Genomic DNA, 24426 nt, shown 5'->3' with positions numbered 1-24426 from the left:
TATTAATTCTTTATTACAGAACCAAATTAGTCTTTAAGGATTTTTTGAGAAACCGGCTTATTATTTACAGTACCTGTTACAATGTAATTTCCTTTTTGTAATTCAGCAACGCTTACAGATTCATTTTCTTTTACAGAAGCTGTTTTAACGATCTGTCCTAGCATGTTGTACACTTTTATATCTTTAGCATCAGCTCCGAAAGTAATCTCATCATTTTTAACAAAAGTATTTTTAACGAAGTTACCTCCTTTTACAGTAGATAAATCTGTAACAGCTAAAGATGTACTTGCAGGGGTTACACTCTCCCAAGTTGTTCCTATTCTAAGCTCATCAATTTCTAAACTTGGAGTTTCAGTCGCACTATCTTGTCTAAAAAAGAAATTTCCTATTCCTGTTAAATCAGTTGTCGAATTGGTATCAGTAATGGTAGGGGTAGGAATAATTGTAGTCCCCGGCGTAGGATTTACCCAAAGGCTAACGACATCATCATTTGTGCTTCCTGTATTAAATGTATAGCCAACAACTATAAGATATGTTTGACCTGTTGAATAAGTTGATGTTGTCCAAGTAGTTGAAGTACCCGTATTTGATCTAACTTCTATACCAAATTGCAAACTGCTATCAGTTACTCTTTTTGTCCATAAAGTCCCTCCAAAAACACTACTAGAGGTTGCTCCTTGAATAAAGCCTGCAAGATAACCACCATTAGCATCTGTAACACCTGTCATAGATACGGGATTAATCAGCATAGAATAATAAACTGTTCCTGTAGTTTGTGTTGTAATTGGTAAAGCAGTATCAATACCAGCTCCTGCAAAACTAATTTTATTACCTGTAGAAGCTTGAAGTCCAATATAAGATAAGTTTCCCGAAACTATAGATATATCGTCTCCCGAATTAAGAGAAGTCCATCCTGTCTGAGTTTGTAGTGCAGTCCCACTATAAGCAAAACCATCATAATATGGCAAACTTGCCTGTCCAAAAACATTAACACTCACAGATATTGCAGCCGCAACTAATAAAGAGTAAATCTTTTTCATGATTTTAAAAATTTAATTATTAATAATTTACAATCCAAAATTACGCCATTTTTTTTTAGTAATGCAATAATTGGGTTAATTTTCTGTTAATAATACTAAAACCCTTTCCATAAAGTATTTTTAAGTATTTTTACGCTTTATTTTTAGAGATTTGCGAAATTTTATTCTGATATTCGTATTGTTGCTCGTGGGCATATTTTCAGGAAATGCTCAGGTATTTACATGGAAAAATCCCAATCTTCCGCAAGATACTCCTAAAAATGACAGTCTTAAGCAGGACAGCATTCTCGCTGCCAGATTTGAGCAGGATATTTTCGCAAAAGACACGCTGGATTTTGTAAAAACCAATAACCGCATCATTGTAGATGAAGGAGTTCTTGCTAAAAATGATAAAAAAAGATTTTTAGGGGAATTAAATTCTAAAGGATCCATCATTCGCGGGATTACGTTTGGTAACAATCAGGGGCAATCTGTACAAAGTTCTATGGATTTGCAGATTTCCGGAAGACTTTCGAAAGATGTAACTATTCTTGCGAGTATTTCGGATCACAATCTTCCGATTCAGGCAGATGGATATACACAAACGCTTGAGGAATTCGACAAAATTTATATGCAGCTTAATATCAAGGATAAATCGATATTGAGAGCGGGACATCTGGATTTGGTGGAAGCTAAAAATTATTTTGCTAAATATCAGCGGAGAAGTATGGGACTCGAATTTCAGACGGAATTCGGGAAAGAGAATAAAACCTTTGTGGATGTTTCGATGGGGGTTGCCCGAAGTGAATTTCACAGAATCCGTTTTCAGGGAGTGGAAGGAAATCAGGGACCTTATCGATTGACAGGAAAAAATGGAGAGCAGTTTATCACTTTAATTTCAGGTTCTGAACAGGTTTTCATCGACGGAATCTTGATGAAGCGCGGTGAAAATCAGGATTATATCATCAATTACAATACCGGAGAAGTTACTTTTACCAGTTTCCGACCGATCTTCCAGCAGAATTTCATTACGATATCTTATAATTATACCAACAGAAATTACTCAAGATATTTATTTACCGGAAAAGTTGAGCATAAAAGGGAAAAACTGAAGCTCGGACTGAACTGGTTTATGGAAAACGACAATAAAAATGCACCGCTTTCTTTAAATCTTTCACAGGAAGATCAGCAGATTCTTGCAGAAGCCGGAAACAATCCGAATTTAATGTATGCTCCATCAGGTGTGGTGACAGAATATGATGTCAATAAAATCTTATATAAACTGGTTCAAAGTTCGGGAGGAAATTATTATGAGTTTTCAACCGATACCACACAAACGTTATACAGTGTTTCTTACACGTATTTCGGGGCTAATTTAGGAGACTATAAAATTACGCAGACCACCAACAACGGGCGTGTTTTCGCTTACGTTGGTCCCAATATGGGAGATTATCGTGCCGTGAGAAAACTTCCTTCTCCGGAAAAATCTCAGGTGTATTCTGTAAATTCAGAATATTTATTGAAAGACGGAAAAATAGGAGCGGATATTTCTTTGAGCAATTATGATGTCAATTTATTTTCATCAAAAGATTCTCAGCAAAATATAGGATATGCATGGAGAATTTTCGGAAACAAAACCTTCACCAAAAATAACTGGAAAGGAACTCCGAATTTCGAATATCAATACATAGACAAGCAGTTTCATATTTTAGACCGAATTAATGATGTGGAATTCTCCAGAGATTTCAACCTTGCGCAGGAATTCAGCGGAAGAACGCAGAACAGATTTATTTTCAGCTTTTTGAACAAATGGAATAATAAATCAACATTAAATTACCGAATCAACTATCTTGATGAGCAGGAAACATATAAAGGAATAAAGAATGATCTGGATTTTGGGTGGATCAGCGGTAAATTTTTCACAAAAGGAAATTTATCCTATCTGAATACGAATGCTGTACTTCAGGACACCAAGTTCATCAGAGGCGGGGTTTCCACAGAGTTTACCGGTAAAAAAGGAAGCTGGGCGATTGGCGGAAGCATGGAACACAACGAAAAGAAATACAATGATACGCAACTGATGGACGTTACCAGTTTCAGCTGGAAAGAAATTTTTGTTCAGAAAAAAATCGGAGACAGTACAAGAACCAAACTTTTGGCAAAGGTTTATATGCGAGATAATGATTCTGTGCGGGACAACCGACTTCAGAATATGAATAATATTTTGGGAATTATGGCAGAAAGCCAGATCATCAAAACAGAAAAAACAACGCTGAATGCCCTACTCCACTACAGAAAGTTCTTTTATCAGAATCAGGATGTTGATCTTTCGAGAAACAATGACTTCGTTGTCGGGAATATTCTTTATAATCAGCAGCTTTTCAAGAACGGAATGCGTTTGCAGGCTTTTTATGAACTTGGGAACGGACAGGAAGCCCAAAGAGAGTTTCAGTATATTAAAGTGACGGACGGACAGGGAATTTACAAATGGACGGATTACAACGGAGACGGTGTTCAGCAGCTTGATGAATTTGAAATTGCCGAATATTCCGATTTAGCACAGTACATCAGAATTTACACCAACTCTGTACGGTATATTCCGTCCAACAAAAATAAAATTCAGCTCGCGTTATTTGTGAATCCGTCGATTGTTTTTAATTCTGAAAATAAATTTTTAAAACGCTGGAATTTCAATATTTCATTAAACTCACAAAATTCATTCTTCAAAAAAGACAAAGTTTTGGTTTTGAATCCTTTTGAGAAGAGTGATGACATGATTCTTAAAAATCAGAATATTCTGGCTTCCGCACAATTCAGTCCGACCGACAAATCCGGCTGGAACGGAAATTACCGTTTCATCTCCAATGATAACCTCATCAATGCGAATTTCAGTAATGAGGAGCGCGAACAGGTTTCGCATTTCCTGAATATCGGCTATTGGTTTAATAAAGAATTCCGTATCGACTGGGAAAATTCGGTTCATGATATTCAAAATTCTTCACAGTTATTTTCTACAAGAGATTACCGTCTGAATAATTTTGAAACAAAACCAAAAGCAACCTATAAGTTTACCGATGCCATTCAGGCTGAACTTTCTTCGGCATTCCGCCAGAAACAGAGAGTGGATGGAGAAGAATTACTGAAAGCTTTCGATGTTACCGGAACGATTCAGTGGGAACGCAGAAAAACTTCTATCAGAGGAAATTTCTCATTCATCAATAATAATTTTAACGGCAATAATTTCAGTATTGTCGGAAACCAGATGTTGGATGGTTTAAAACCGGGGAAAAATCAGGTTTGGAGTGTTTTCATTCAGCAGGCGATTAATTCTTTCCTTCAGCTAAATTTAAACTACGAAGGCAGAAATTCCGGAGATCGAACGATTCATATTGGAAGTATGCAGGTGAAGGCGAGTTTTTAGAGTCGGAGGGGGTTTGAGTTGGAGAGTTTTAGGGCTGGAGAGTTTTTGAATCGGAGAGTTGGAGGGTTTGAGTGTTTTAAATTTCATGCTTAGTATTATAATTTACCTGAGATTTTCGTTTTTTACACTGCTTATTGACAGCAATTACATTAATAGAAATTATCAAATTCTGAAATGCTCAGAAATTCGTAAATTTGCACCATGATAAAAATTGGCAATATAGAACTGCCGGAATTTCCGCTTTTGCTTGCACCGATGGAAGATGTGAGTGATCCGCCGTTCAGAAGACTTTGCAAAATGCACGGAGCAGATTTAATGTATTCGGAGTTTATCTCTTCGGAAGGGTTAATTCGTGATGCTATCAAGAGCAGAAAAAAGCTTGATATTTTCGATTACGAAAGACCTGTCGGAATTCAGATTTTTGGAGGTGACGAAGAAGCAATGGCAATGTCTGCAAGAATTGTGGAAACGGTAAATCCGGATCTTGTTGATATCAATTTCGGATGCCCTGTAAAAAAAGTGGTCTGTAAAGGAGCAGGAGCAGGAGTTTTGAAGGATATTGATCTGATGGTTCGTCTTACCAAAGCCGTAGTGCGTTCTACAAGTCTTCCTGTAACTGTAAAAACGCGTTTGGGTTGGGACAGTACTTCCATTAATATTGATGAAGTGGCAGAACGTCTTCAGGAAACAGGCATCAAAGCATTAACCATTCACGCGAGAACCCGCGCGCAGATGTACAAAGGGGAAGCTGACTGGGAACATATTTCAAGAATTAAACAAAATCCTAATATAGAAATTCCGATTTTCGGGAACGGAGATATCGACTCTCCTGATAAAGCGTTAGAATACAAACAGAAATATGCGTGCGACGGTATTATGATCGGTCGTGCTGCGATTGGCTATCCCTGGATTTTTAACGAAATCAAGCATTTCTTTAAAACCGGAGAACATTTGCCGGCTCCTACAATCGAAGACCGATTACTGGCTGTTCGTCAGCATGCAGAATGGAGCGCAGAATGGAAAGGCGAAAGATTAGGACTGGTGGAAATGAGACAGCATTACAGCAATTATTTCCGTGGAGTTCCTCATTTTAAAGATTTCAGAAAGAAATTTTTAGAAGTGTTTACTTTGGAAGAAATGGATGCACTTATTAAAGAAACACAGGAGTTTTATACAGAATATTTGGCGCAACAGGCATAAAAAATGAAACCATCAATAGTAAGTTGATGGTTTTTTATTTTCACTGTTTAGTTTTATTTAATATCCTTCCGAAGCCGATTGGTTTTTAATTAACGCCAATGCAGATGAAGTTCCTATTCTTTGTACTCCAAGACTGATCATTTTTTCGGCATCTTCCGGAGTTCTTACTCCCCCTGCGGCTTTTACAGGAAGCTTTCCGGCATTTTCCAGCATGATTTTAATTCCTTCAAAGGTTGCTCCGTTAGGTTTTCCTCCTTCTGTCTCATAGAAACCAGTGGAAGATTTTACGAAAATTTTAGACAAATCGTTTTCAGAAAAGTTTTCTTCTGCCCAAACGGAAATATTTTTGGTAAGATCAGCAATCTGCTCATCAGTTAAAGCTGCGATTTCGATGATCCATTTTGCAATTTTATGGTGTTCCAGACAAAGCTTTGTACATTGTACAAATTCATTCTTTACAAGCTCAAGATCACCTTTAGTATAAGCACTGTAATTGATTACAAAATCCAGTTCATCTGCTCCGTCTGCAATTGCTTTTTCGGCTTCTGCAAGTTTTTCCTCTACAGAATAGGTTCCTTCATGAAACCCGATGACCGTTCCAACCACAACATCCGAATTCTTTTCCTGAATATACTTTTTAATTTCAGAAATATAATCGGGACGGATCATCACGGCAAAAATACCATGATCTATCGCTTCCTGCGTAAGTTCTATATCTTTCTGTAAAGTTTCTTTCTGTGACAGACCCGACTGTGCAGGTGTTTTCAAATATGTTGAATCCAGATATTGTGCAATATTCATAATTTATTATACTTTCAGTTGTCTGTAAATACCCTGTTCCAAAGATATGAAAGTTTCTGTTCTTATCACCCCTTTCAGTTGCTGAAGCTTACTCAGAATCTGCATAAGATGATCATTATCTTTACAAAGAACTTTCAGGAAAATGGTATAATTTCCTGTTGTGTAATGGGCTTCCACCACTTCATTAATGTCTTTAAGAGATTTTACCATGTCGGGATAATGACTTGGCTGATCCAGAAATACGCCGATGTAAGAAATAACTTTATAGCCGATTTTCTTAGGATTTAAAAAGGAAATTGAATTTTCAATAACCCCTGCCTGTTCAAGTTTTTTAATCCTTTGATGAACTGCTGTTGTAGATATTCCTACATTTTTTGAAATATGAGCTAGCGAAGATTTTGCATTATCCATTAACATATAGATAATTTCTTTATCGATTGAATCTAACTGATAACTCGTGTTGTTTGAATTTTTCATTCTTTCTACTTTATTTATGTTTTTTACGTCTGTTACAAATTCCTGAATTTTATAAAAACCGGAAAATGATCGCTATAACCACCCAAATACCTCGTTCCTGCGTAGGTCCTGTAGGGTCTGCCTGCAAATTTTCTGTCGCGGCTGCTGAGTTTTTCAGAATTGAATATTTTCGCCTCCTGAAATTTCAGACCACGGTCATCATCAAAGAAAGACTTCGATAAAATGATCTGGTCATACAGCAATCCCGATTTATAATGAAAAGTAGAATAATTTCTTGTGGAAAACAGACGCTGGAAAGGATTTTCCAATACTTTTTTTCCTGCATCATCAAAAAGAATTTTTACTAAATTTTCATCATCTGGGTTTTCATTAAAATCACCACACAGCAATACGTTTTCTTTATCATTCTGTACAATCTTAAGAATTCTCTCCCGAATCTCGGAAAGGATAAAGTCTCTTTTTGGTTTATTAACGTCTTTTTCGCGTTTAGAGGGAAGATGCGCGATAAAAACATTAATAATTTCGTCTTTATATCTTACTTTCGAGTAAAGAATGTCTCTTGTTGTATCGTAATTTCCTGTGTTTCTGTTTATAATTTCAAAAAAGAAAGTAATGGTTTCTGAGTCTATTACTTCCACTTTATTTTTATCATATAATAAGGCTACATCTACCCTTCTCTCGTCCATAGAATTGTAGTGCACAATTCCGTATTGCGAATTGAAAGGTTCCATCTCCACAAGATCTTCCAGAACTTTCCTTCCGGAAACCTCAGAAAGACCAATCATAAAAGGCAAAACACCGTTTTCCTCCTTCATCAGCCTGAAAACATGTGCAATCTTGGAAAGTTTATTCCTGTATCTGCTTTCATCCCAATTTCTAAGTCCTGATATTGTAGGATCTAATTTATGCATCGGCTTCGGATCCGGTAAAAACAGATTTTCAACGTTGTAAAAACTAAACAGCTCCATTACCACACTTTTCAGATTTCAAACAATTCCTTTTATAAAATTGATTATGTAAATTTATTATTTTATTTAATATATCGTTAATAATTTTAACAAATTTCAACAATTAATTTTATCATTCAAATATAGACAATTAACAGAATGTTTTAAACCAGATAAACAATTTTAATTAAAAATATTATCCATAACACAAAATTCACTTTTAAGTCTAAATAAAAACTGTTTTTAAAATTAAATTTTTTGGTAGAAAAAATTCTATGAACAGTTAGGTAAATGAAAAATTTTCAACCATTTCTTCGCAACGGCAATTAATTATCGTTGTAAAATTTAAAAAATTTGGCGGTTTCTAAAAAACGATTGTTTTTGTCTATTTTAAAGCAGATCGGGACGTTTTTCCGTGGTAATTCTTACCGCTTCATCATGTCTCCATTCTTCAATTTTGGCAAAATTTCCGCTCAGTAAGACTTTAGGAACTTCTAAACCTTTGTAAACTTCCGGCCTTGTATAGATCGGAGGAGATAAAAGATCGTCCTGAAAACTATCCGTTAAAGCACTTTGCTCGTCGTTCAGAACACCCGGAAGCAGACGGATTACAGAGTCTGCAAGAACGCAGGCTGCCAATTCTCCGCCGGTAAGAACATAATCTCCGATTGAAATTTCCTTTGTGATGTGCAGATCTCTCACACGCTGGTCGATTCCTTTATAATGACCGCATAAGAAGATCAGGTTATTTTTAATAGAAAGTGTGTTGGCAATTTTTTGGTTCAGCGTAACTCCATCCGGTGTAAGATAAATCACCTCATCGTATTCTCTCTGAGATTTTAATTCTGAAATACAATTGTCTAAAGGCTCTACCATCATCACCATTCCTGCGCCGCCGCCGTAAGGTTCATCATCAATCTGTTTTTTTTTGTTGATTCCCCACTCTCTCAAATGATGGAAATGAACTTCTGCCAAACCTTTATCAATCGCTCTTCTTAAAATAGAAGTTTTAAACGGACTTTCCATCAGTTCCGGAAGCACGCTTATTATATCAATTCTCATTGTACTGTTTCGTTTTTCTTATTTGGCAAAATTATCAATCTTAAAGAAGAATCTTTATTAAAATAACTCCACATCCAGTTGAAGAACACGGCAAGCTTGTTTCTTACACTTAAAATAAGCATTAAATGTAAAAACATCCAGAAATACCACGCCAGAAATCCCTGAAATTTAACAAATGGTAAATCTACGACTGCTCTGTGTTTTCCGATGGTAGCCAAAGAACCTTTATCGTCATACTCATATTCCACCCATTCATTTGCATTCTTTTTTAAGAGATTCCTTCCTAAATTTTTTGCCTGATTAATTGCTACGTTTGCCACCTGCGGATGACCCTGCGGATATTTCGGAGTTTCCATATACGCAATATCTCCGATTGCAAAGACATTATCGTAACCTTTTATTTTATTGTATCGGTCTGTAATGTATCTGTTTTTTATTAATTTTTCGGCAGGAAAACCATCTACAACATTTCCTGTAACGCCGGCTGCCCAGATTACATTATTGGACGGAATGGTTTTTCCGCTTTTCATATACACTTTATCGCCGTCATAATCTGTAACATATTCCTGGCTTAAAAATGTAACGCCTAAATCTTTTAAATATTCTTCAGATTTTTGCTGAGCTTCCGGACTCATTACCGCCAAAGGCTTTTCTGTAGAACTTACCAGAATAATCTTTAGATGATCAAAATTCATGTATGGATAATCGCGCGGAAGAATTTCTTTTTTCATCTCCGAAAACGCTCCGGCTAATTCTACTCCGGTCGGTCCGCTTCCTACGATTACGATGTTCCAGTTTCCGTCGTCGCTTCGGCTCTTTTCTAGAATCAGCTTTTCGAAAGTCATTAAAACATGATTTCGGATGCTGATCGCTTCCTGAGTATTTTTCATCCCGAAAGCTTTACCTTCAAGATCTTTATTTCCAAAAAAATTGGTTTTGCATCCTGTAGCGATAATTAATTTATCGTAGGTAAATTCTGCTTCATCGGTAATGACTTTATTATTTGCAGTATCGATTTCCTTAACTTCCGTGAGGCGAAACTGGGTATTTCTGGAACGCTGAAAAATTTTTCTGAAAGGAAAAGAAATATTGGAAGGCTCAATCCTTCCGCATGCGACCTGATAGAAAAGCGGCTGAAACATATGATGGTTTACCCGATCCAGAACAATAACCTTTTTGTTCCTGTTATTCAACGTTTTCGCAAGCTGCAGCCCCGCAAAACCTCCTCCTATGATGATGATCTTTTCGCGTGTTTCCATAGTACACAAATTTACTGATTTTATTTAGCATTTAGAAGTGAAAAAAGCTAGTTTTGTAAATCTTTATTCACAAACGATGTACAGCAAAAAAACCGCCAAAAAGATTCATAAAAACCGCCGGAAAAAATATCTTTTACGAAGAAAAATCGTACTGGTTATTTTAATTGTTGCTCTTATCGGAACAGGGTTGTATTTAAGACAATCCATAAGTTATTATTACGCTTTATATTTCAATAAATTTACTCACAGAAAACTCCACAACAGTGAAACGGAAACGCTGAGAATTCAGAAAATCCTTTCTAATAATTTAGATAAAACATACGGATTTGATGTGTCGCATTATCAGAATAAAGAAGATATCAAATGGGACAGCCTTACGATCGGAAACAAAACCATTCCGCTGGAGTTTGTGGTGATGCGTGCAACGATGGGAAACCGAAATGCCGATAAACATTTTTCTGATTTCTGGGAACAGGCAAAAAAACAGAATTTAATCCGCGGAGCCTATCATTTTTACAGAGCAGATGAAGACCCTGTGATTCAGGCGAATAATTTCCTGGAAAATGTAAAGCTCGAAAGCGGTGATCTTCCGCCGATTTTGGATATTGAGAAAATTCCGAAGCGCAAAACAAATAAAAAACTGGTTGAAGACCTTAAAGTGTGGTGCAAAATTGTAGAGGAAACTTACGGCGAAAAACCCATTATTTATACTTATTATCATTATTACAAAGATTTTCTGAAGGGCGAATTTGATGATTATCCGCTCTGGCTGGCTAATTACAATGATGTTCCGGCTCCGTCACCCGATGCAGACTGGGATTTCTGGCAGTTTACAGAAAACGGAATCGTGCACGGAATTAACACCAAAGTAGATCTGGATATTTACAATGGAAGTTCGTGGTCTTTGAAAAGGCTGACTTTGGATTGATTTTTTTCCGGTGATTTTGCATATTTTAAATTTTGGCTAAAGCCAATCAAAAAACCTTATATTGTTAACGGGCTGAAGCCCGTTTCTATTGATGAAAATATCAAACTAAAACCTGTGTGAATTCTGTATAAAACTATTTAAACGGCTTTCTTTGAATCCATTCGGTTTTTGGAGAAATAGAAGGGAAAATAGTTTTCAGGAAAGGATTAATCATGAAATTATTATGCTTAATTAAGCCAAATATTTCAATTGGCTCTGCTCCGATCGTTGATTTGATCTCTAAAGCTGTTCTTCCGAAAATAATTCTTTCAAAACGATGATGAATTCCAAATTCCACCATATCAAGAAGCATATTGAGATAGATCTGCTTTTGTTTCTGACAGTCTTTTTCGTAGCCTAAAAAATAGGTATCGATATCTTTATTATTGAGGATCATGGTATAAAAACCGATCAGTTTTTCATTCGAAAAATATCCGAAAAGCCTGAAATTGCCTCCAAGATTTTCTTTCATGCTTTCAAAATGATTTTCTCTGAGAAAAAAGGTGTTGAAAGGGGCATTTTCTGCCACATTCTGATAAAGAACATTCATTTCAAACTGATATTTTCTTATCATGTGTAATTGGAGTTCTTTTTTAACTATTCCTTCCAGTTTCTTTTTGGCAGTTTTGGCTCTTGCTCTGTATTTCTTCGAAAAATCATTGATATAATCATCAAAATTATTCCAGTTTTCTCTTATCCGAAGAATCATGTTCGGCTGAACGGAAAATCTGAAATATTTCCGATGCTTTTCTCCTTCAAAGTATTTCACAAAATTCGACTGGTAATCTTTATATATAATTAAGGATGTTGTTCTTATTTCCTTCTGCATTGTATAAACGGATTCTTCCAGAAGCGGAATCACTTCTTTGGAAGTAATTTTTGAAGCATCAAAATAAAATCCGTTCTGTCCAGTAAGCATATTATTTCCCAGAATCATCACATCTTTACCGAATTGTCTTGCCATAAAATTCCTGATGCTGCAAAACACCTCATTTTTCTGGAAAGTTTTATGCTGAATAAAATTTAGATACTGAAACAAAGCTCCGCCAATCAGATCATTTTCTTTGAAAAAACCGACAAAGTAGCATTCCATGTTTTGCGGTCTGGAATTTTCTAATGCACGAAAATATTCTTCGGAAAGCAGGATATTATGATTTCCGATTACCATATTCCAGTTTTCCGGCAAATCGACAACTGAATGAAAAATTCTTAAAGTATATGACATAAAAAAGGCTACGCAAAAGTAGCCTTAACTTTTTAAAACATTACATTTATTTTTGTGTTGCCCAGTGAAAACCGTCCGGAGCATACCAACCGCAGATAATTCCGCCCATAATGGTAATGCAGACCGTCCAAAAAGCAGCGTTAATCAATGTATATTTCCACGATTTTCTTTCAAACATCGCATTGATGGCAATCATGGGAAGCACGAATAAAAATCCCGTCATGGAAGAATGCAGTGCGCCGTGACCAAAGGATCTGTAAGCCATTCCGTAGTCTTTCATGAAGGCATGATAAGACGGATTGGCATTCATTTCATCTCCGCCGACCATTCCGAGCGCGCCAAACTGATGAATGGTTACAAATTGTAAGAACAAAGCCATTAAAGCTGATAACATGATGGAAAAAATAAAAACTCCGATCATGGAACCCTTCATTTTATCTTCGGTTAAACCGACTTCTTTCATCCATGCTTTTCCGAAAACTTTAGGATGATACCAGATAAATCCCATTATTAAAGGGACAAGTGCGGCTGCAAAAACAGCCCAGTAGTTGATTTGCATCATAGTTTTAATTTTAATAATGTTAGGAATATAAATCTACATCAAAAATCTATTAAACAATACATTAAATTTAATAAATATTTAATTTTAACTAAAATTTTATAATTAAATAAAACCAAAAGCAAATACAATTCAATACATAAGACAATTCATTATTGTTTTAATATTTAAAAAAAACGCGTGTAAGGCTTCGGGATTGTATTTCTGCTTTTTCTGATACATTTTCGTACTTTTGCGGCTCAGTTTAAGTTTCAAAATCTAACCATCAAACTATAATGAACTACGTTTCTGCCGAAAATCTTACCAAATCCTACGGAATAAAAGTTTTATTTGAAAATATTACTTTTCATGTAAACGAAGGAGATAAAATTGCCATTGTTGCCAAAAACGGAAGCGGAAAATCCACCCTCCTGAAAATCCTGATGGGAAAAGAAATTGCAGACAGCGGAACGGTCATCATCAATAAAGACATTCAGGTGGTTCTGTTTGATCAGGAAATAGATTTTGACCCGACAATTACGATTGATGAGTTTATGATGACTCTGGATTCGGCTCCGATTATGGCTCTGAAAAATTATCATCAGTCTCTGCATTCCACAGACAATGATTTTATTGAAAAAGCTCTTCTTGAAATGGAAGCACATAAAGCATGGGATCTGGAAAATGAAATGAAGCAGATTCTTTCGCAGCTAAAAATCACCGATCTGGAAGCTAAAATGGGAACACTTTCCGGTGGACAGATCAAACGTGTTGCTTTAGCAAAGCTTTTAACAGAAACAAGAGCTGAACACCGCCATACTTTATTAATTATGGATGAGCCGACCAACCACCTCGACGTTGAAATGGTGGAATGGCTGGAAAGTTATCTGAGTAAGGCAAAAATAACTTTACTATTGGTAACGCACGACCGATATTTCCTGGACAGCGTTTGCGATACGATCTGGGAAATGGAAGACAGAAATCTTTACGTTCATAACGGTTCTTACGCCACATATCTTGAAAATAAGATGATTCGCGAGGACAACACGAATGCTACAATTGATAAAGCCAACAACCTTTACCGAAAGGAACTGGAATGGATGAGAAGGCAGCCGAAAGCAAGAACTACAAAATCCAAATCCAGAATTGATGCTTTCTACGAAACGGAAAAAGTAGCCAAAACAGACACGAGAAAACAGGGATTAGAGCTTGATTTTGAAATGAAAAGGCTTGGAAATAAAATTCTTGAGCTTAAAAATATTGACAAAAGTTTTGGAAGTAAATTGTTGCTGAAAGATTTCAGCTATTCTTTCCAGAGAGGTGAAAAAGTAGGAATTGTAGGGAAAAACGGAGCGGGAAAATCTACTTTATTAAATATTATTCAGGGGTTTGAAAAAGCTGATAAAGGAGAGATTGAAACCGGAGAAACCATCCATTTCGGATATTTCTCGCAAAAGGGTCTTACTTATAAAGAAGATGAAAGAGTAATTGACTTCATTAAAGAAGTTGCTGAATTTTACCCTTTAGCCAACGGAAAAAGTCTTTCTGCCTCCCAGTTTTTAAGATTGTTTTTATTTGACGATCAGACGCAATACTCCCCTATTTCCAAACTTTCGGGTGGTGAAAAAAGAAGACTTCATCTGATGTATATTTTATACCAGAATCCGAACTTTTTAATTTTTGATGAGCCTACTAATGATCTTGATCTTCCGACTTTAACGGTTCTTGAAAACTTTTTACAGCAGTTTCAGGGTTCATTAATCATTGTGTCGCACGACAGGTATTTTATGGACAGAATCGTAGATCATATTCTTGCTTTTGAAGGCGAAGGGAAAATCCGTGATTTTACAGGTAATTTCTCCGAATACCGCGAAGCGAAAAGCAAGGAGGATGCTTTAGAAAAGTCTGTTTCCGTAAAATCTGAGCCTGTAAAAGAAACCGTTCCGGCTGCGAACAATACAAACATTAAGAAGAAAAGACTTTCCTTTAAAGAACAGCGTGAACTGGAAACCATTGAGAAAGAAATGCCGGAATTAGAGGAAGAAAGAGCGAAAATATTAGACCAGCTTAATAATGAAGCGGATTACGAGAAAATATCCAAACTTTCTGCCGATCTGGAATCTATCTCTGAAACTTTGGAAAACCATGAAATGAGATGGCTTGAACTTCAGGAGATTCTGGGTGAAGCGTAGTTGAGTTTGAGGGTGAGAGGGTTTGAAAGTTTGAGGGTGAGAGTGTTTGAGGGTGAGAGTGTTTTAGAGTGTGGAGCATTATATTTTAATTGATATTAAATTTTCTTACTCTAAAAAATCTTGCTTTAAGATTCATAACTCTAAACTGCAATAAAACTCCCAAGCCCTAAAGCCCTAAAACCCTACAACTCTAAAACTCCCAAACTCTAAGACTCTAAAACTCTCTCACCTTAAAGACTCTACAAGTAAATCACTTTCTCCTGTTTGGAACTTTCCGCTGCCGCATCGATGATTTTCATATTTTTGATGATTTCTTCCGCAGGTGAAGGCAATGCGTATCCGAAAACGATAAACTCATAAATCTGCTGGTAATAATTCATGTAATTTCCCGGTTCGCTTGAAGTGAGGATTCTTTCAGTTTCTTTATTTTCATTTAGATAATTCAGAATCCCGTCGGTTTCCGTTAAAGGTTTTGTCCATTCTTCGCCATATTCCGGAACAGCTCCTGCCACGAGTTCATTTTCCTGATGATCGGTTCTTTCCTGCAAAAAGCTTCCTTTTTCTCCGTGAACGGCATAAGCAAAATGCGCTTCTTTGGTGAATACTGAAGATTTCAGCCTTACTCTTAAATCATTTGGATAAAACAAAATAATTTCAAAATAATCGTTGGCAAATTCTTTTCCTTTCATAGAAAAAACATCGGCAAACAGTTTTTCGGGAAACCCAAAATACTGAACTGCCTGATCCACCAGATGCGATCCTAAATCATGCAGCGAACCCGAACCTACCGCTTCAGGATTTTCTTTATGTGCTTTTCCACTCGGCTCAGTTCTGAACCTATCGAAACGGATTTCCGCCTCTTTGATGTTTCCAAGTTTTCCTTCGTTGATGATTTTCTGCACCTGAAGATAATCGCGGTCAAATCTCCTGTTCTGATAAACGCTTACAAATAATTTTTTCGCTTCCGCAAGTTTTGCCAGTTCTTCTGCTTCAGCAACATTTACGGTGAAAGGTTTTTCAACTACTACATTTTTCCCTGCTTCCAGTGCCATTTTTGCATATTCAAAATGTGTCTGTACCGGAGTATTCACAACCACGAGTTCGATATCGGCATTTTCCAGCATTTCTTCTACGGAACGGTAAATTTTTGCTTCAGGATATTTTTCTTTAGATTCTTCCTTATTTCTTTCCACGATCGCGGAAATAAAAAATCCCGGATGTTCTTTCAAAAACGGGGCATGAAAAACTTTTCCGCTCATTCCGAACGCACAAAGTCCGACTTTTACTAACTGCATAGATTTATTTTTTAACAAAGATATTTAATCTAAAGTTCTCATCCCTACTAAAATAAGGGAAAACACAATTTCTAAATTAAAGATTAATGATAAAAATCAGTTTATAATTTTTATTAATTCTAAATAATAATATACATTTGCACTTTATTTAAAACCACTCTAAATAACAATAGACTATCATGAAAAAGCAGCTAGCCACAATAGGATTAGTATTCGCAGCCCTTTCTTTGGACGCGCAGATGAAATACGTTGAAGCTGATACCATTAGAATCCAGACTATTGAAGACGTTAATCTTCATAAAACCGGAAATCCCAACAAGGCAAGACCATTATCTACCAAGTCTAATCTTACGATGATGGAAACTCCTCAGCCGATTGCCATCGTTACTCACGAAATTATAGAGCAGCAACAGGCAAAACAACTGAGTGATGTTCTGCAGAACGTTAACGGAATCTATGTAACTTCTTCCAGAGGAAATTCTCAGGACAGTTTCGGAGGACGTGGTTTTATTTTAGGAAATGATAATATTTTCAAGAACGGTTCCAGAGTTAACAGCGGTGTTTTCCCGGAAGTCAGCGGACTGGAAAGAGTGGAAGTTCTTAAAGGTGCGAATGCAATGCTGTACGGAAATACGGCTGCAGGTGGTGTTATTAATATGATTACTAAAAAGCCTAAATTCAACTTTGGCGGAAGCGTGGGGATGAATGCGGGAAGTTGGAATTCTTATAAACCGACAGTAGATCTTTATGGTCCGCTTTCAAAAAATATTGCTTTCCGTGTGAACGGAGCGTATGAATATGCAGAAAGTTTCAGAGATGTGGTACAATCTGAAAAGTATTATTTCAATCCTTCGTTTTTATTTAATTTAAGCGACAGATCACAGATCATCGTTGAGGCAGATTATCTTAAAAATGATTTTACTCCGGATTTCGGAATCGGCTCTATCACGCAGCGTGACGGATATACTTACCAGATGAATAATCTTCTTCCGAGAAATGCTTTTTTAGGAACAGACTGGCAATATCAGAATATAGAGCAGGTTACTACCAATGTTACCTTCAATCATCAGTTCAATGAAAGATGGTCTTTAAACGCTACGGCATCTTACCAGAATTATACGAAAGATTATTTTTCTACGGAAAGAGTTCAGTGGGGATACGAAAAATCAACCGACAGACTTTTCTGGAAAAGACCTTTGAACAGAACGTATAACGAACAGAATTATACTTCGGCACAGGTAAATTTAAATGGTGAATTTAATACGGGAAAAATAAACCATAAGGTGTTATTCGGGGCAGATGCAGATTACGGAGTTGGAGATTCTTATACTTACTATAATCCAACCAACAGACTGGCTTACGGAAACAGCTATTTGTATGGAACCAACGGAAACAGCAATGGTATTCTTTATCTGGACAATCCTGATTCCTGGGCAAACGGAAGTGCTCCTGCTGCTGAAAGGTTAGAGAAAAACAGAATTAATACAAGAAGAATCGGAGTGTATGCTCAGGATTTTATCAGTCTGACAAAAGAATTTAAAGTTATTGCAGGTTTACGATGGTCTTACATTGAAAATATGCCAACGATCAATACTAAATTTAAAACCGTTACAAGCGGTTTAGTAAATCTGAATTCTACCACAGGAAAATCGCTGGTTAACAACTCTTCGTCATCCGATCAGGCAATATCTCCGAAATTAGGCTTTGTATATATGCCAAACGATAATTTTTCCGCATTTGCAACCTATACAAACTCTTTTGTTGCCAATGTAGGAAAATTAAGAGACGGAGAAGCTTTAACGCCAACCAACATCGATCAGTATGAAGTGGGTGCAAAAAAGAATTTCTGGAACAATGCTTTAGCGGTTAATCTAACGGTTTACCAGATTCTGTACAGAAATTATTATCAGAATGCTCTGGATGATAAAGGAAATCCGGTAGATCCGACAGGACTTACCAAAGATTTTGCAGGAAAAATGAGAAGCCGCGGAGTTGAGCTTGATATTACAGGAAATCCAACAGAAAATTTATCCATTATCGGAGGTTTCTCTTATAACAATTCTGTATATCTGGATACTCCGGAAGCTTTCGGATATGTAGAAAACCAAAGACTGGTAAGAACTCCTGCAACTACTGCGAATGCTTCGGTATTTTATAAATTCACAAAATTGGTTCCGGGCTTGAAAGTGGGAGCCGGAGTATACTACATCGGAGACAGACTTGCCGGATGGAACGATACCAAAACAGGAGCTAACAGTCTGCAGCAGAGAAACGGGGTAAGCAGAATTTTCGAATTAAAAGATTATACTACGGTTTCTTTATCAGCAGGCTACGACTGGAAGAAATTCTCTATTCAGGGGAAAGTCGGAAACCTGTTTGATGTAGAGAATTACACTGTTCACGAAAATTATTCCGTGAACCCGATTACGCCGAGAAACTACTATGTTACATTAACGTATAGGCTGTAAAAAAGAATCACAATAATTTCTTCATGTAAAGTGGGAATTGCAATTTTGCAGTTTCCACTTTTGAAATTTTAAAAACAAAAACAATATATATGGATAAGATTAAAGACACAAGAAGTTTTATGAGAATCACGCACCGTTATCTGGGCTATTTCCTTGCCGGAATAATGGCTGTTTACGCAGTAAGTGGTGTTTTGTTAATTTACAGAGACACCGATTTTCTGAAAAAAGAAAAAAAGTACGATAAAGTTGTAGAAAAAAATCTTGATGAAAAAGCATTAGGAAAAGAATTGAGAATTAAAGGTCTTGAGGTTGAAAAAACAGAAGGAACAGTTTTAAAATTTAAACAGGGAACTTATGATGCTGCTACAGGACAGGCAAAATACACGAAGAAAGATCTGCCATTTGTACTGGATAAAATGACGAAACTTCATAAATCGCAGTCTAAAGACAGGCTTTCTCCTTTAAATGCTTTCTTTGGATTTTCTTTATTCTTTTTTGTGATCTCAAGTTTCTGGATGTTTAATCCTAAAAGCAAAGCTTTCAAAAGAGGTATTATTTTCACCGTTGCAGGTCTTGTAGTATCGATTATTTTGCTTTTAGTATAATTTTAAAGCTAAAAAAAGCTCCTTTCCATCGGCATTTCATAAGAGTTATACCTTATTTGTTATTATCATGATTTCACTACCTATTGATTAGAATGGCACATTTATTGATTTTCTGAAATCACAAATGATATAAACATTAAAATATTAAAATAATAAATTATGAAAAAGTTAATTTTTACAGGAATAATGGCAGTAGCCGGCTTGGCGGGAACAATGAATGCACAGATCCAGAAAGGAAACTGGTTGGTAGGTAGTAGCTTAATATCCAGTAATTTCGGTTTAAATACTGGTGGTGGTTATAACATTGCTATTCAGCCTAAAGGAGCATACTTCATTGAAGACAACGTAGCTGTCGGTGGTTATGTAGATTTAGGATTCAATAAAGTAACTAATGGTTCTCCTACAGAATTTACGTATGGAGTGGGTGCTTTAGGACGTTATTTTCTTTCTCCGGGAGAAAAAGGAGTAGATAACTTATTAAACCACGGACGTTGGTTCTTAGAAGGAAATGCAGGGATCGGAGGAAGATCTGTAGAAAATGCAGACTCTACAACAGGTTTCGATTTCGGAGTAGGTCCTGGTTATTCTTACTTCATTACCCCAAACATTGGTCTTGAAGGTTTAGTAAAATACAGAGGAAGAGCAGGATTTGGTAGCGAAGGTTTAAATTCGAATATTACATTCAATTTAGGTTTCAGCATCTACCTTCCTACATCTAAAGCAAAACAAATCGCAAATGATGTAAAATAAGATTACGATCCAATCACTTCACATTCACATATACACTACAATTGAAATCGCCTCGAAGTTTTTCGAGGCGATTTTCGTACAAATTAAAACTAAACTATAAAAAATCAAATAAATCATGTATTCGGTTGTGGCGTATATCTCAGATACGGCTTTATTTCTTTCACTCCTTTCGGGAAAATTTTTCTGGCATCTTCCGTAGAAATTGAAGGCGGAACAATTACGTCATCTCCGTCTTTCCAGTTAACAGGAGTAGCAATTTTATGAGAATCTACCAACTGAAGAGAATCCAGAACCCTCAGAATTTCATTAAAATTTCTTCCTGTGGAAGCAGGATAAGTAATAATAAGCCTTACTTTCTTTTCCGGATCGATAATTAATAAAGAACGAACGGTAGCCGTTGCAGAAGCATTTGGATGAATAAAATCATACAATTCAGAAATCTTTCTGTCCTTGTCTGCAATAATCGGGAACTGAACTTCAGTATTCTGTGTTTCATTAATATCTTTAATCCAGTTTTGGTGATCTTCTACTCCATCCACACTCAGGGCAATTACTTTGGTTCCTCTTTTATCAAATTCTTCTTTCAGTTTTGAAGTATACCCAAGTTCTGTGGTGCAAACCGGAGTATAATCTGCGGGATGCGAAAACAGAATTCCCCAGGAATTTCCTAAATATTCGTAAAAATTAATATCCCCTGCAGAAGTTTCTGCCTGAAAATCAGGTGCGGTGTCTCCTAGTTTAATTGACATAATATTTTGCTCTTATTAGTCTACAAATTTAGTAGAGTTTTTGGAACTGGCAAAATTTTTGTTTAAAAATTATATCTTTAATCAAAAAAAATTTTAATTCATGGAGAAAAGTGGTTTAGGCTATATTGATGTTGTATATAATGTAATACAGAACTGGTATGTAAAATTTGCAGAAATTACTCCAAAACTTATTGTAGGGATTCTTGTATTTTCTTTCTTCTTATTCACCAGTAAATATCTCAGTCAGGGTGCTGTAAAACTTTTCCATAAATTTTTCCCCAAAAGCAAAAAAGAAAGCTCACTGGTTACGCTAATCAGCGTTTTCAGATTCCTGATTATGGTAATGGGAACATTTATTGCGCTGGAAATTATGGGTTTCAGCGGTTTCCTTTGGAAATTCATCGGTAGTTTGGGTGTTGCAGGGGTTATTGCAGGGGTTGCCCTGAAGGATCTGGTTTCCAGTATATTCTCTGGAATGCTGATCGGAATTGATAAAGCCTTTAAAGTAGGAGATTATATTACGATAGGAACACACTCCGGAACGGTACAGGAAATTGGTTTTTTAACAACGAAAATTATAACGGACGACGGTAAGAAAGCTTACATCCCGAATCAGGTGGTTTTTAATGCTCCGTTTTACAATATTACCGCATCCCCTCAGCGAAGAATTATTTTGAATTTCGAAATTCCTGCCGATGAAGATATTTCAAAAGCACAGAAAGGTATGCTCGACATCATCAAAAATCTCGAAAATGTAGATAAACTCGATACCGCAGAAGTTATTTTTACAGATCTGAAACAGGGTGTTTTCAATATTCAGGCTAAATTCTGGATGAAAGTGGGCGCAAATATGGTTCAGCTTAAAAGCGAGGCATATTTAAAAATAAAACAACGCCTGGATAAAGACGGTATTCAGTTGGTAACACCTACAAGCATCAGTATTACCAATGGAGATCAGTTGATCAACGAAAATCATGACTAAATAAAAAAAGCAACCTATATTCGGTTGCTTTTCTATTATGAAGCCTGTTTAAACTTTTTATTTAACCGCAAAAGTCGCAAAAGATGAACTAAGTGTTTATTTAGAGTTGGTGATTATAATGAAAAGATCACAATAGTTTTTAAAAATCTTTGATTTTTATTCTCTTGAGCACTTTGATTAATCTGGAAATTCTCTTTATCATTATCTTTTGCGGTTAATTCTGAAATTAGTTTAAAAAAGTTTATCATTAATAATTTAGATTATTTTTTTATAATCAGTTTTTCTGTGATTTTTTCTCCATTTTCCAAAACCAGAGAGATCAGGTAATTTCCATTCATCAGATCATTAACTTTTACCTGAGTTTCACCTTTGAAACTGCCTTCTTTAATTAATCTTCCTGATGCATCGTAAAGAGTATACTCTGCTTTCTGAGAAGAATTTTTAAGTCTGATATTAACTACATCATGAGAAGGATTCGGATAAATCGAGAAGTTTTTCACATTGGCTTCTGCCGTTGCGAGAACAACCTGAGTAATTGAGAAACTTGTTGTATTAAGTGCATAGTAAATATTTCCTACCGCTTTCACCATAATTCTTGCAGAAGAAACATTTTCATTAGGCAGCGTAACATTAGCTGAACCATTGTTCGGAACACTTGCCGCCAAAACAGTAGGGAACGTTAATCCTCCGTCTTTAGACAGCAAAATAGATACATTCTGAGTGTTGATGGTTCCTGTATTGGTTCCTGCAACATTCCATGTAACCGGAACGGAGGTATTTCCGTTATAGTTTGTTCCTGTTGTTGCCTGTGAAGTTACCGTGAAAGGTCCGTCGTTGGTAACCGTTACCACCATTGCATCTCTTGCCGCCTGATTTCCGGTTGCTTTATTATCATTTACCAAAAGAGAAAAATTCAAAGTTCGGGCAACACTTGGGGTAACTTCCCATTTCGGAATAAGATTATTCGCCACAACGGAACTCAGCACCGGAAAATATCTGGACGGAGAAACCGTTGGAGTTAAAGAACGGTAAACCGGTCCCACTGTTCCGGTAGAAACCGGAGGCTGTGTATTGCTTGTATTATCATATTGTTCCCAAAGATATGTTAAAGCATCTCCATTCGGATCTGTTCCCGTTCCTGTTAAAACAAAAGCAGTACTTTTTGGAATATTGTAATCGGCTCCTGCATCTGCGGTAGGAACTCCGTTATTGTTGTTAATTTTGGCAGCACAATCTGTCCCTCTCTGCAAAACAGCATACATTTCAATTACACTTGCTGCATGAAAGTAGGGATCACTGTTATTCTGCACATTATTGGTTGCTCCGCAAATTCCCGCATAAGCCATAATCGTAGATCCGCTTCCCGGTTCGTAAGCTGTTGCGTTATTGAAGTTACCGGCACATGAAGAGGTTGCCGCTCTGAAGGTATGATTTGCTCCAAACTGATGTCCTATTTCGTGCGCAACATAATCAATGTCAAAAGGATCTCCCACCGGAGCTCCGGAACCTGTAACGCCTCTTGCTTTACTGCCTGAAACACACACCACTCCTAATCCTGCCAAACCACCACTGTTTGTTCCAAAAACGTGACCAATATCGTAGTTTGCAGATCCGATAACCGCCGTTGTATTGGTCTGGTTTTCGTTAATCATGCTGTTTGGGGTGCCATTGGTAAATGGATCTGTTGAGGCATTGGTATAAACCAACAGATTATTGTTTGCGATCATCACCATGGTTGTGGAAATTGTTTTTTCATAAATTCCGTTTACTCTGGTCATTGTCGTTGCCATTGCAGCCATTGCCAGAGCAAGTGTTCCGCCATGAAAAGTGGTATATTCTCCTGTCGCAGAAAGAGCCAGTCTGTAGGTTCGGAACTGTCCGTCCGAAACCAGAGGCGCTTTATTCGCCGTACCGTTATTTTTTAAGTTACCCAGTTCGTTTTCAATATGACATTCAAAAAGTCTGTCATTTTTTGGAAGATCTTTTCTTTTGTATAAAATAAATGCTGAATTGTCCTTAGTGTAGCTGTCGAGATAACTTACTTCCCAGTTATCAAAATACATGACACTGATTCCGGTAGAAGGTGTCACACTGAAACGGATCGAGTTTTCGGGATGATTTTTTTGCCAACCTGTATAGGAACGGATTTCCGGGAATTTTGCCTGCAGTTCAGGTTCCATTACGGATGCTTCCTGAACGATGTAATCTCTTATTTTCCCATCAGAATCCGGAAATTTAATCACAAGGCTTTCATCTCCCGAAAAACGCTGGGGTGCTTTTTTAAGATCAGCTTTAATTTTTTCAAGATCAGCCTGATAAAGTGCAAAATTATTGGGAGTTGTCCATCTCGGATTGAGATTTTCCCGTTCTATTTTTATTTCTTTTAGTTTTGACCAGTAGTTCTGCTGACCAAAAACCTGTGCCGATACAATCAACAGGCACGAGACGATAAAGGTTTTAGCTTTCATA

General features: G+C 36.6%; 19 protein-coding genes. 8 read left to right on the top strand and 11 right to left on the bottom strand.

The features are described 5' to 3' along the window. Positions 1–26: 26 nt before the first annotated feature. Positions 27–1040 carry a T9SS type A sorting domain-containing protein gene (locus H6W53_RS16255; RefSeq protein WP_228457816.1) on the bottom strand — a complete coding sequence of 338 codons (1014 nt, stop codon included), beginning with the start codon at positions 1038–1040 and terminating at the stop codon, positions 27–29. 187 nt (positions 1041–1227) lie between these two features. Here H6W53_RS16255 and H6W53_RS16250 point away from each other — a divergent pair, with 187 nt between their 5' ends. Both H6W53_RS16250 and dusB read left to right on the top strand, forming a co-directional pair. Continuing rightward, entirely contained in the window at positions 1228–4440 is a 3213-nt protein-coding gene (locus tag H6W53_RS16250) for a hypothetical protein (protein WP_317169755.1), read from the top strand. Between the two features lie 201 nt (positions 4441–4641). After that, the gene (dusB, locus tag H6W53_RS16245; RefSeq protein ID WP_185208314.1) at positions 4642–5640 is read left to right on the top strand and encodes a tRNA dihydrouridine synthase DusB; all 999 of its coding nucleotides are present in this window, start codon (positions 4642–4644) and stop codon (positions 5638–5640) included. A 57-nt stretch (positions 5641–5697) separates the two neighbouring features. Here dusB and deoC read toward each other — a convergent pair whose 3' ends face one another. The 5 genes from deoC to H6W53_RS16220 all read right to left on the bottom strand — a co-directional run bounded on the left by deoC (position 5698) and on the right by H6W53_RS16220 (position 10186). Beyond that, positions 5698–6444, bottom strand: coding sequence for a deoxyribose-phosphate aldolase (deoC, locus tag H6W53_RS16240; protein ID WP_185208518.1), 747 nt, complete (start codon positions 6442–6444; stop codon positions 5698–5700). Between the two features lie 3 nt (positions 6445–6447). Further along, complete coding sequence (locus H6W53_RS16235; RefSeq protein ID WP_076390855.1) at positions 6448–6918, bottom strand: Lrp/AsnC ligand binding domain-containing protein; 471 nt, start codon at positions 6916–6918, stop codon at positions 6448–6450. 32 nt (positions 6919–6950) lie between these two features. Continuing rightward, positions 6951–7886 carry an endonuclease gene (locus H6W53_RS16230; RefSeq protein WP_185208312.1) on the bottom strand — a complete coding sequence of 312 codons (936 nt, stop codon included), beginning with the start codon at positions 7884–7886 and terminating at the stop codon, positions 6951–6953. Between the two features lie 369 nt (positions 7887–8255). Beyond that, a complete protein-coding gene (gene trmD, locus H6W53_RS16225) occupies positions 8256–8927 on the bottom strand; it encodes a tRNA (guanosine(37)-N1)-methyltransferase TrmD (protein ID WP_087712260.1) in 672 nt (223 codons plus the stop codon). Further along, the gene (locus H6W53_RS16220; protein ID WP_185208310.1) at positions 8924–10186 is read right to left on the bottom strand and encodes an NAD(P)/FAD-dependent oxidoreductase; all 1263 of its coding nucleotides are present in this window, start codon (positions 10184–10186) and stop codon (positions 8924–8926) included. Before H6W53_RS16220 ends, trmD begins: the two co-directional genes overlap by 4 nt. Positions 10187–10262: 76 nt before the next feature. Here H6W53_RS16220 and H6W53_RS16215 point away from each other — a divergent pair, with 76 nt between their 5' ends. Next, complete coding sequence (locus H6W53_RS16215) at positions 10263–11114, top strand: glycoside hydrolase family 25 protein (protein WP_185208308.1); 852 nt, start codon at positions 10263–10265, stop codon at positions 11112–11114. Between the two features lie 133 nt (positions 11115–11247). Here H6W53_RS16215 and H6W53_RS16210 read toward each other — a convergent pair whose 3' ends face one another. Further along, positions 11248–12378 carry an 8-amino-7-oxononanoate synthase gene (locus H6W53_RS16210; RefSeq protein ID WP_185208306.1) on the bottom strand — a complete coding sequence of 377 codons (1131 nt, stop codon included), beginning with the start codon at positions 12376–12378 and terminating at the stop codon, positions 11248–11250. Positions 12379–12424: 46 nt separating this feature from the next. Then, the gene (locus tag H6W53_RS16205) at positions 12425–12940 is read right to left on the bottom strand and encodes a DUF1761 domain-containing protein (protein ID WP_308196689.1); all 516 of its coding nucleotides are present in this window, start codon (positions 12938–12940) and stop codon (positions 12425–12427) included. Positions 12941–13212: 272 nt separating this feature from the next. On the opposite strand from H6W53_RS16205, the gene H6W53_RS16200 reads away from it, so the two are divergent. Beyond that, positions 13213–15108, top strand: a complete 1896-nt coding sequence (locus H6W53_RS16200) for an ABC-F family ATP-binding cassette domain-containing protein (RefSeq protein WP_185208303.1) — start codon at positions 13213–13215, stop codon at positions 15106–15108. A 239-nt stretch (positions 15109–15347) separates the two neighbouring features. Here the strand turns inward: H6W53_RS16200 and H6W53_RS16195 are convergent, their stop codons facing one another. Continuing rightward, positions 15348–16403 (bottom strand): Gfo/Idh/MocA family oxidoreductase, encoded by a 1056-nt coding sequence (locus H6W53_RS16195; RefSeq protein WP_185208301.1) that lies wholly within the window; start codon positions 16401–16403, stop codon positions 15348–15350. 179 nt (positions 16404–16582) lie between these two features. Between H6W53_RS16195 and H6W53_RS16190 the strand changes: the two genes are divergently transcribed. The 3 genes from H6W53_RS16190 (at position 16583) to H6W53_RS16180 (ending at position 20226) form a co-directional block, all read left to right on the top strand. Beyond that, positions 16583–18871 (top strand): TonB-dependent siderophore receptor, encoded by a 2289-nt coding sequence (locus H6W53_RS16190; protein ID WP_185208299.1) that lies wholly within the window; start codon positions 16583–16585, stop codon positions 18869–18871. Positions 18872–18960: 89 nt separating this feature from the next. After that, positions 18961–19476 (top strand): hypothetical protein, encoded by a 516-nt coding sequence (locus tag H6W53_RS16185; RefSeq protein WP_185208297.1) that lies wholly within the window; start codon positions 18961–18963, stop codon positions 19474–19476. 159 nt (positions 19477–19635) lie between these two features. After that, positions 19636–20226, top strand: a complete 591-nt coding sequence (locus tag H6W53_RS16180; RefSeq protein ID WP_087712244.1) for a hypothetical protein — start codon at positions 19636–19638, stop codon at positions 20224–20226. Between the two features lie 113 nt (positions 20227–20339). On the opposite strand, the gene H6W53_RS16175 is transcribed toward H6W53_RS16180, so the two are convergent. Next, a complete protein-coding gene (locus tag H6W53_RS16175; RefSeq protein ID WP_087712242.1) occupies positions 20340–20975 on the bottom strand; it encodes a peroxiredoxin in 636 nt (211 codons plus the stop codon). 100 nt (positions 20976–21075) lie between these two features. Here H6W53_RS16175 and H6W53_RS16170 point away from each other — a divergent pair, with 100 nt between their 5' ends. After that, on the top strand, positions 21076–21957 hold the full coding sequence (locus tag H6W53_RS16170) for a mechanosensitive ion channel family protein (protein WP_087712240.1): 882 nt from the start codon (positions 21076–21078) through the stop codon (positions 21955–21957). Positions 21958–22217: 260 nt separating this feature from the next. On the opposite strand, the gene H6W53_RS16165 is transcribed toward H6W53_RS16170, so the two are convergent. After that, positions 22218–24425 (bottom strand): reprolysin-like metallopeptidase, encoded by a 2208-nt coding sequence (locus H6W53_RS16165; protein ID WP_185208295.1) that lies wholly within the window; start codon positions 24423–24425, stop codon positions 22218–22220. Position 24426 lies beyond the last annotated feature (1 nt).

Origin of the sequence: Chryseobacterium sp. C3, from assembly GCF_014218905.1 — a bacterium.
In the GTDB taxonomy this organism is placed as follows: Bacteria; Bacteroidota; Bacteroidia; order Flavobacteriales; family Weeksellaceae; genus Chryseobacterium; species Chryseobacterium mucoviscidosis.
The sequence above is the reverse complement of the archived record's forward strand: the minus strand, read 5'-3'. Positions and strand labels throughout refer to the sequence as shown.

What these genes read in the sequence shown, in the direction of transcription:
- H6W53_RS16255 (WP_228457816.1), bottom strand. Translation starts at nt 1,040, where the DNA reads ATGAAAAAGATTTACTCTTTATTAGTTGCGGCTGCAATATCTGTGAGT.
- dusB (WP_185208314.1), top strand. Translation starts at nt 4,642, where the DNA reads ATGATAAAAATTGGCAATATAGAACTGCCGGAATTTCCGCTTTTGCTT.
- H6W53_RS16235 (WP_076390855.1), bottom strand. Translation starts at nt 6,918, where the DNA reads ATGAAAAATTCAAACAACACGAGTTATCAGTTAGATTCAATCGATAAA.
- H6W53_RS16230 (WP_185208312.1), bottom strand. Translation starts at nt 7,886, where the DNA reads ATGGAGCTGTTTAGTTTTTACAACGTTGAAAATCTGTTTTTACCGGAT.
- trmD (WP_087712260.1), bottom strand. Translation starts at nt 8,927, where the DNA reads ATGAGAATTGATATAATAAGCGTGCTTCCGGAACTGATGGAAAGTCCG.
- H6W53_RS16220 (WP_185208310.1), bottom strand. Translation starts at nt 10,186, where the DNA reads ATGGAAACACGCGAAAAGATCATCATCATAGGAGGAGGTTTTGCGGGG.
- H6W53_RS16215 (WP_185208308.1), top strand. Translation starts at nt 10,263, where the DNA reads ATGTACAGCAAAAAAACCGCCAAAAAGATTCATAAAAACCGCCGGAAA.
- H6W53_RS16210 (WP_185208306.1), bottom strand. Translation starts at nt 12,378, where the DNA reads ATGTCATATACTTTAAGAATTTTTCATTCAGTTGTCGATTTGCCGGAA.
- H6W53_RS16205 (WP_308196689.1), bottom strand. Translation starts at nt 12,940, where the DNA reads ATGATGCAAATCAACTACTGGGCTGTTTTTGCAGCCGCACTTGTCCCT.
- H6W53_RS16200 (WP_185208303.1), top strand. Translation starts at nt 13,213, where the DNA reads ATGAACTACGTTTCTGCCGAAAATCTTACCAAATCCTACGGAATAAAA.
- H6W53_RS16195 (WP_185208301.1), bottom strand. Translation starts at nt 16,403, where the DNA reads ATGCAGTTAGTAAAAGTCGGACTTTGTGCGTTCGGAATGAGCGGAAAA.
- H6W53_RS16190 (WP_185208299.1), top strand. Translation starts at nt 16,583, where the DNA reads ATGAAAAAGCAGCTAGCCACAATAGGATTAGTATTCGCAGCCCTTTCT.
- H6W53_RS16185 (WP_185208297.1), top strand. Translation starts at nt 18,961, where the DNA reads ATGGATAAGATTAAAGACACAAGAAGTTTTATGAGAATCACGCACCGT.
- H6W53_RS16180 (WP_087712244.1), top strand. Translation starts at nt 19,636, where the DNA reads ATGAAAAAGTTAATTTTTACAGGAATAATGGCAGTAGCCGGCTTGGCG.
- H6W53_RS16175 (WP_087712242.1), bottom strand. Translation starts at nt 20,975, where the DNA reads ATGTCAATTAAACTAGGAGACACCGCACCTGATTTTCAGGCAGAAACT.
- H6W53_RS16170 (WP_087712240.1), top strand. Translation starts at nt 21,076, where the DNA reads ATGGAGAAAAGTGGTTTAGGCTATATTGATGTTGTATATAATGTAATA.
- H6W53_RS16165 (WP_185208295.1), bottom strand. Translation starts at nt 24,425, where the DNA reads ATGAAAGCTAAAACCTTTATCGTCTCGTGCCTGTTGATTGTATCGGCA.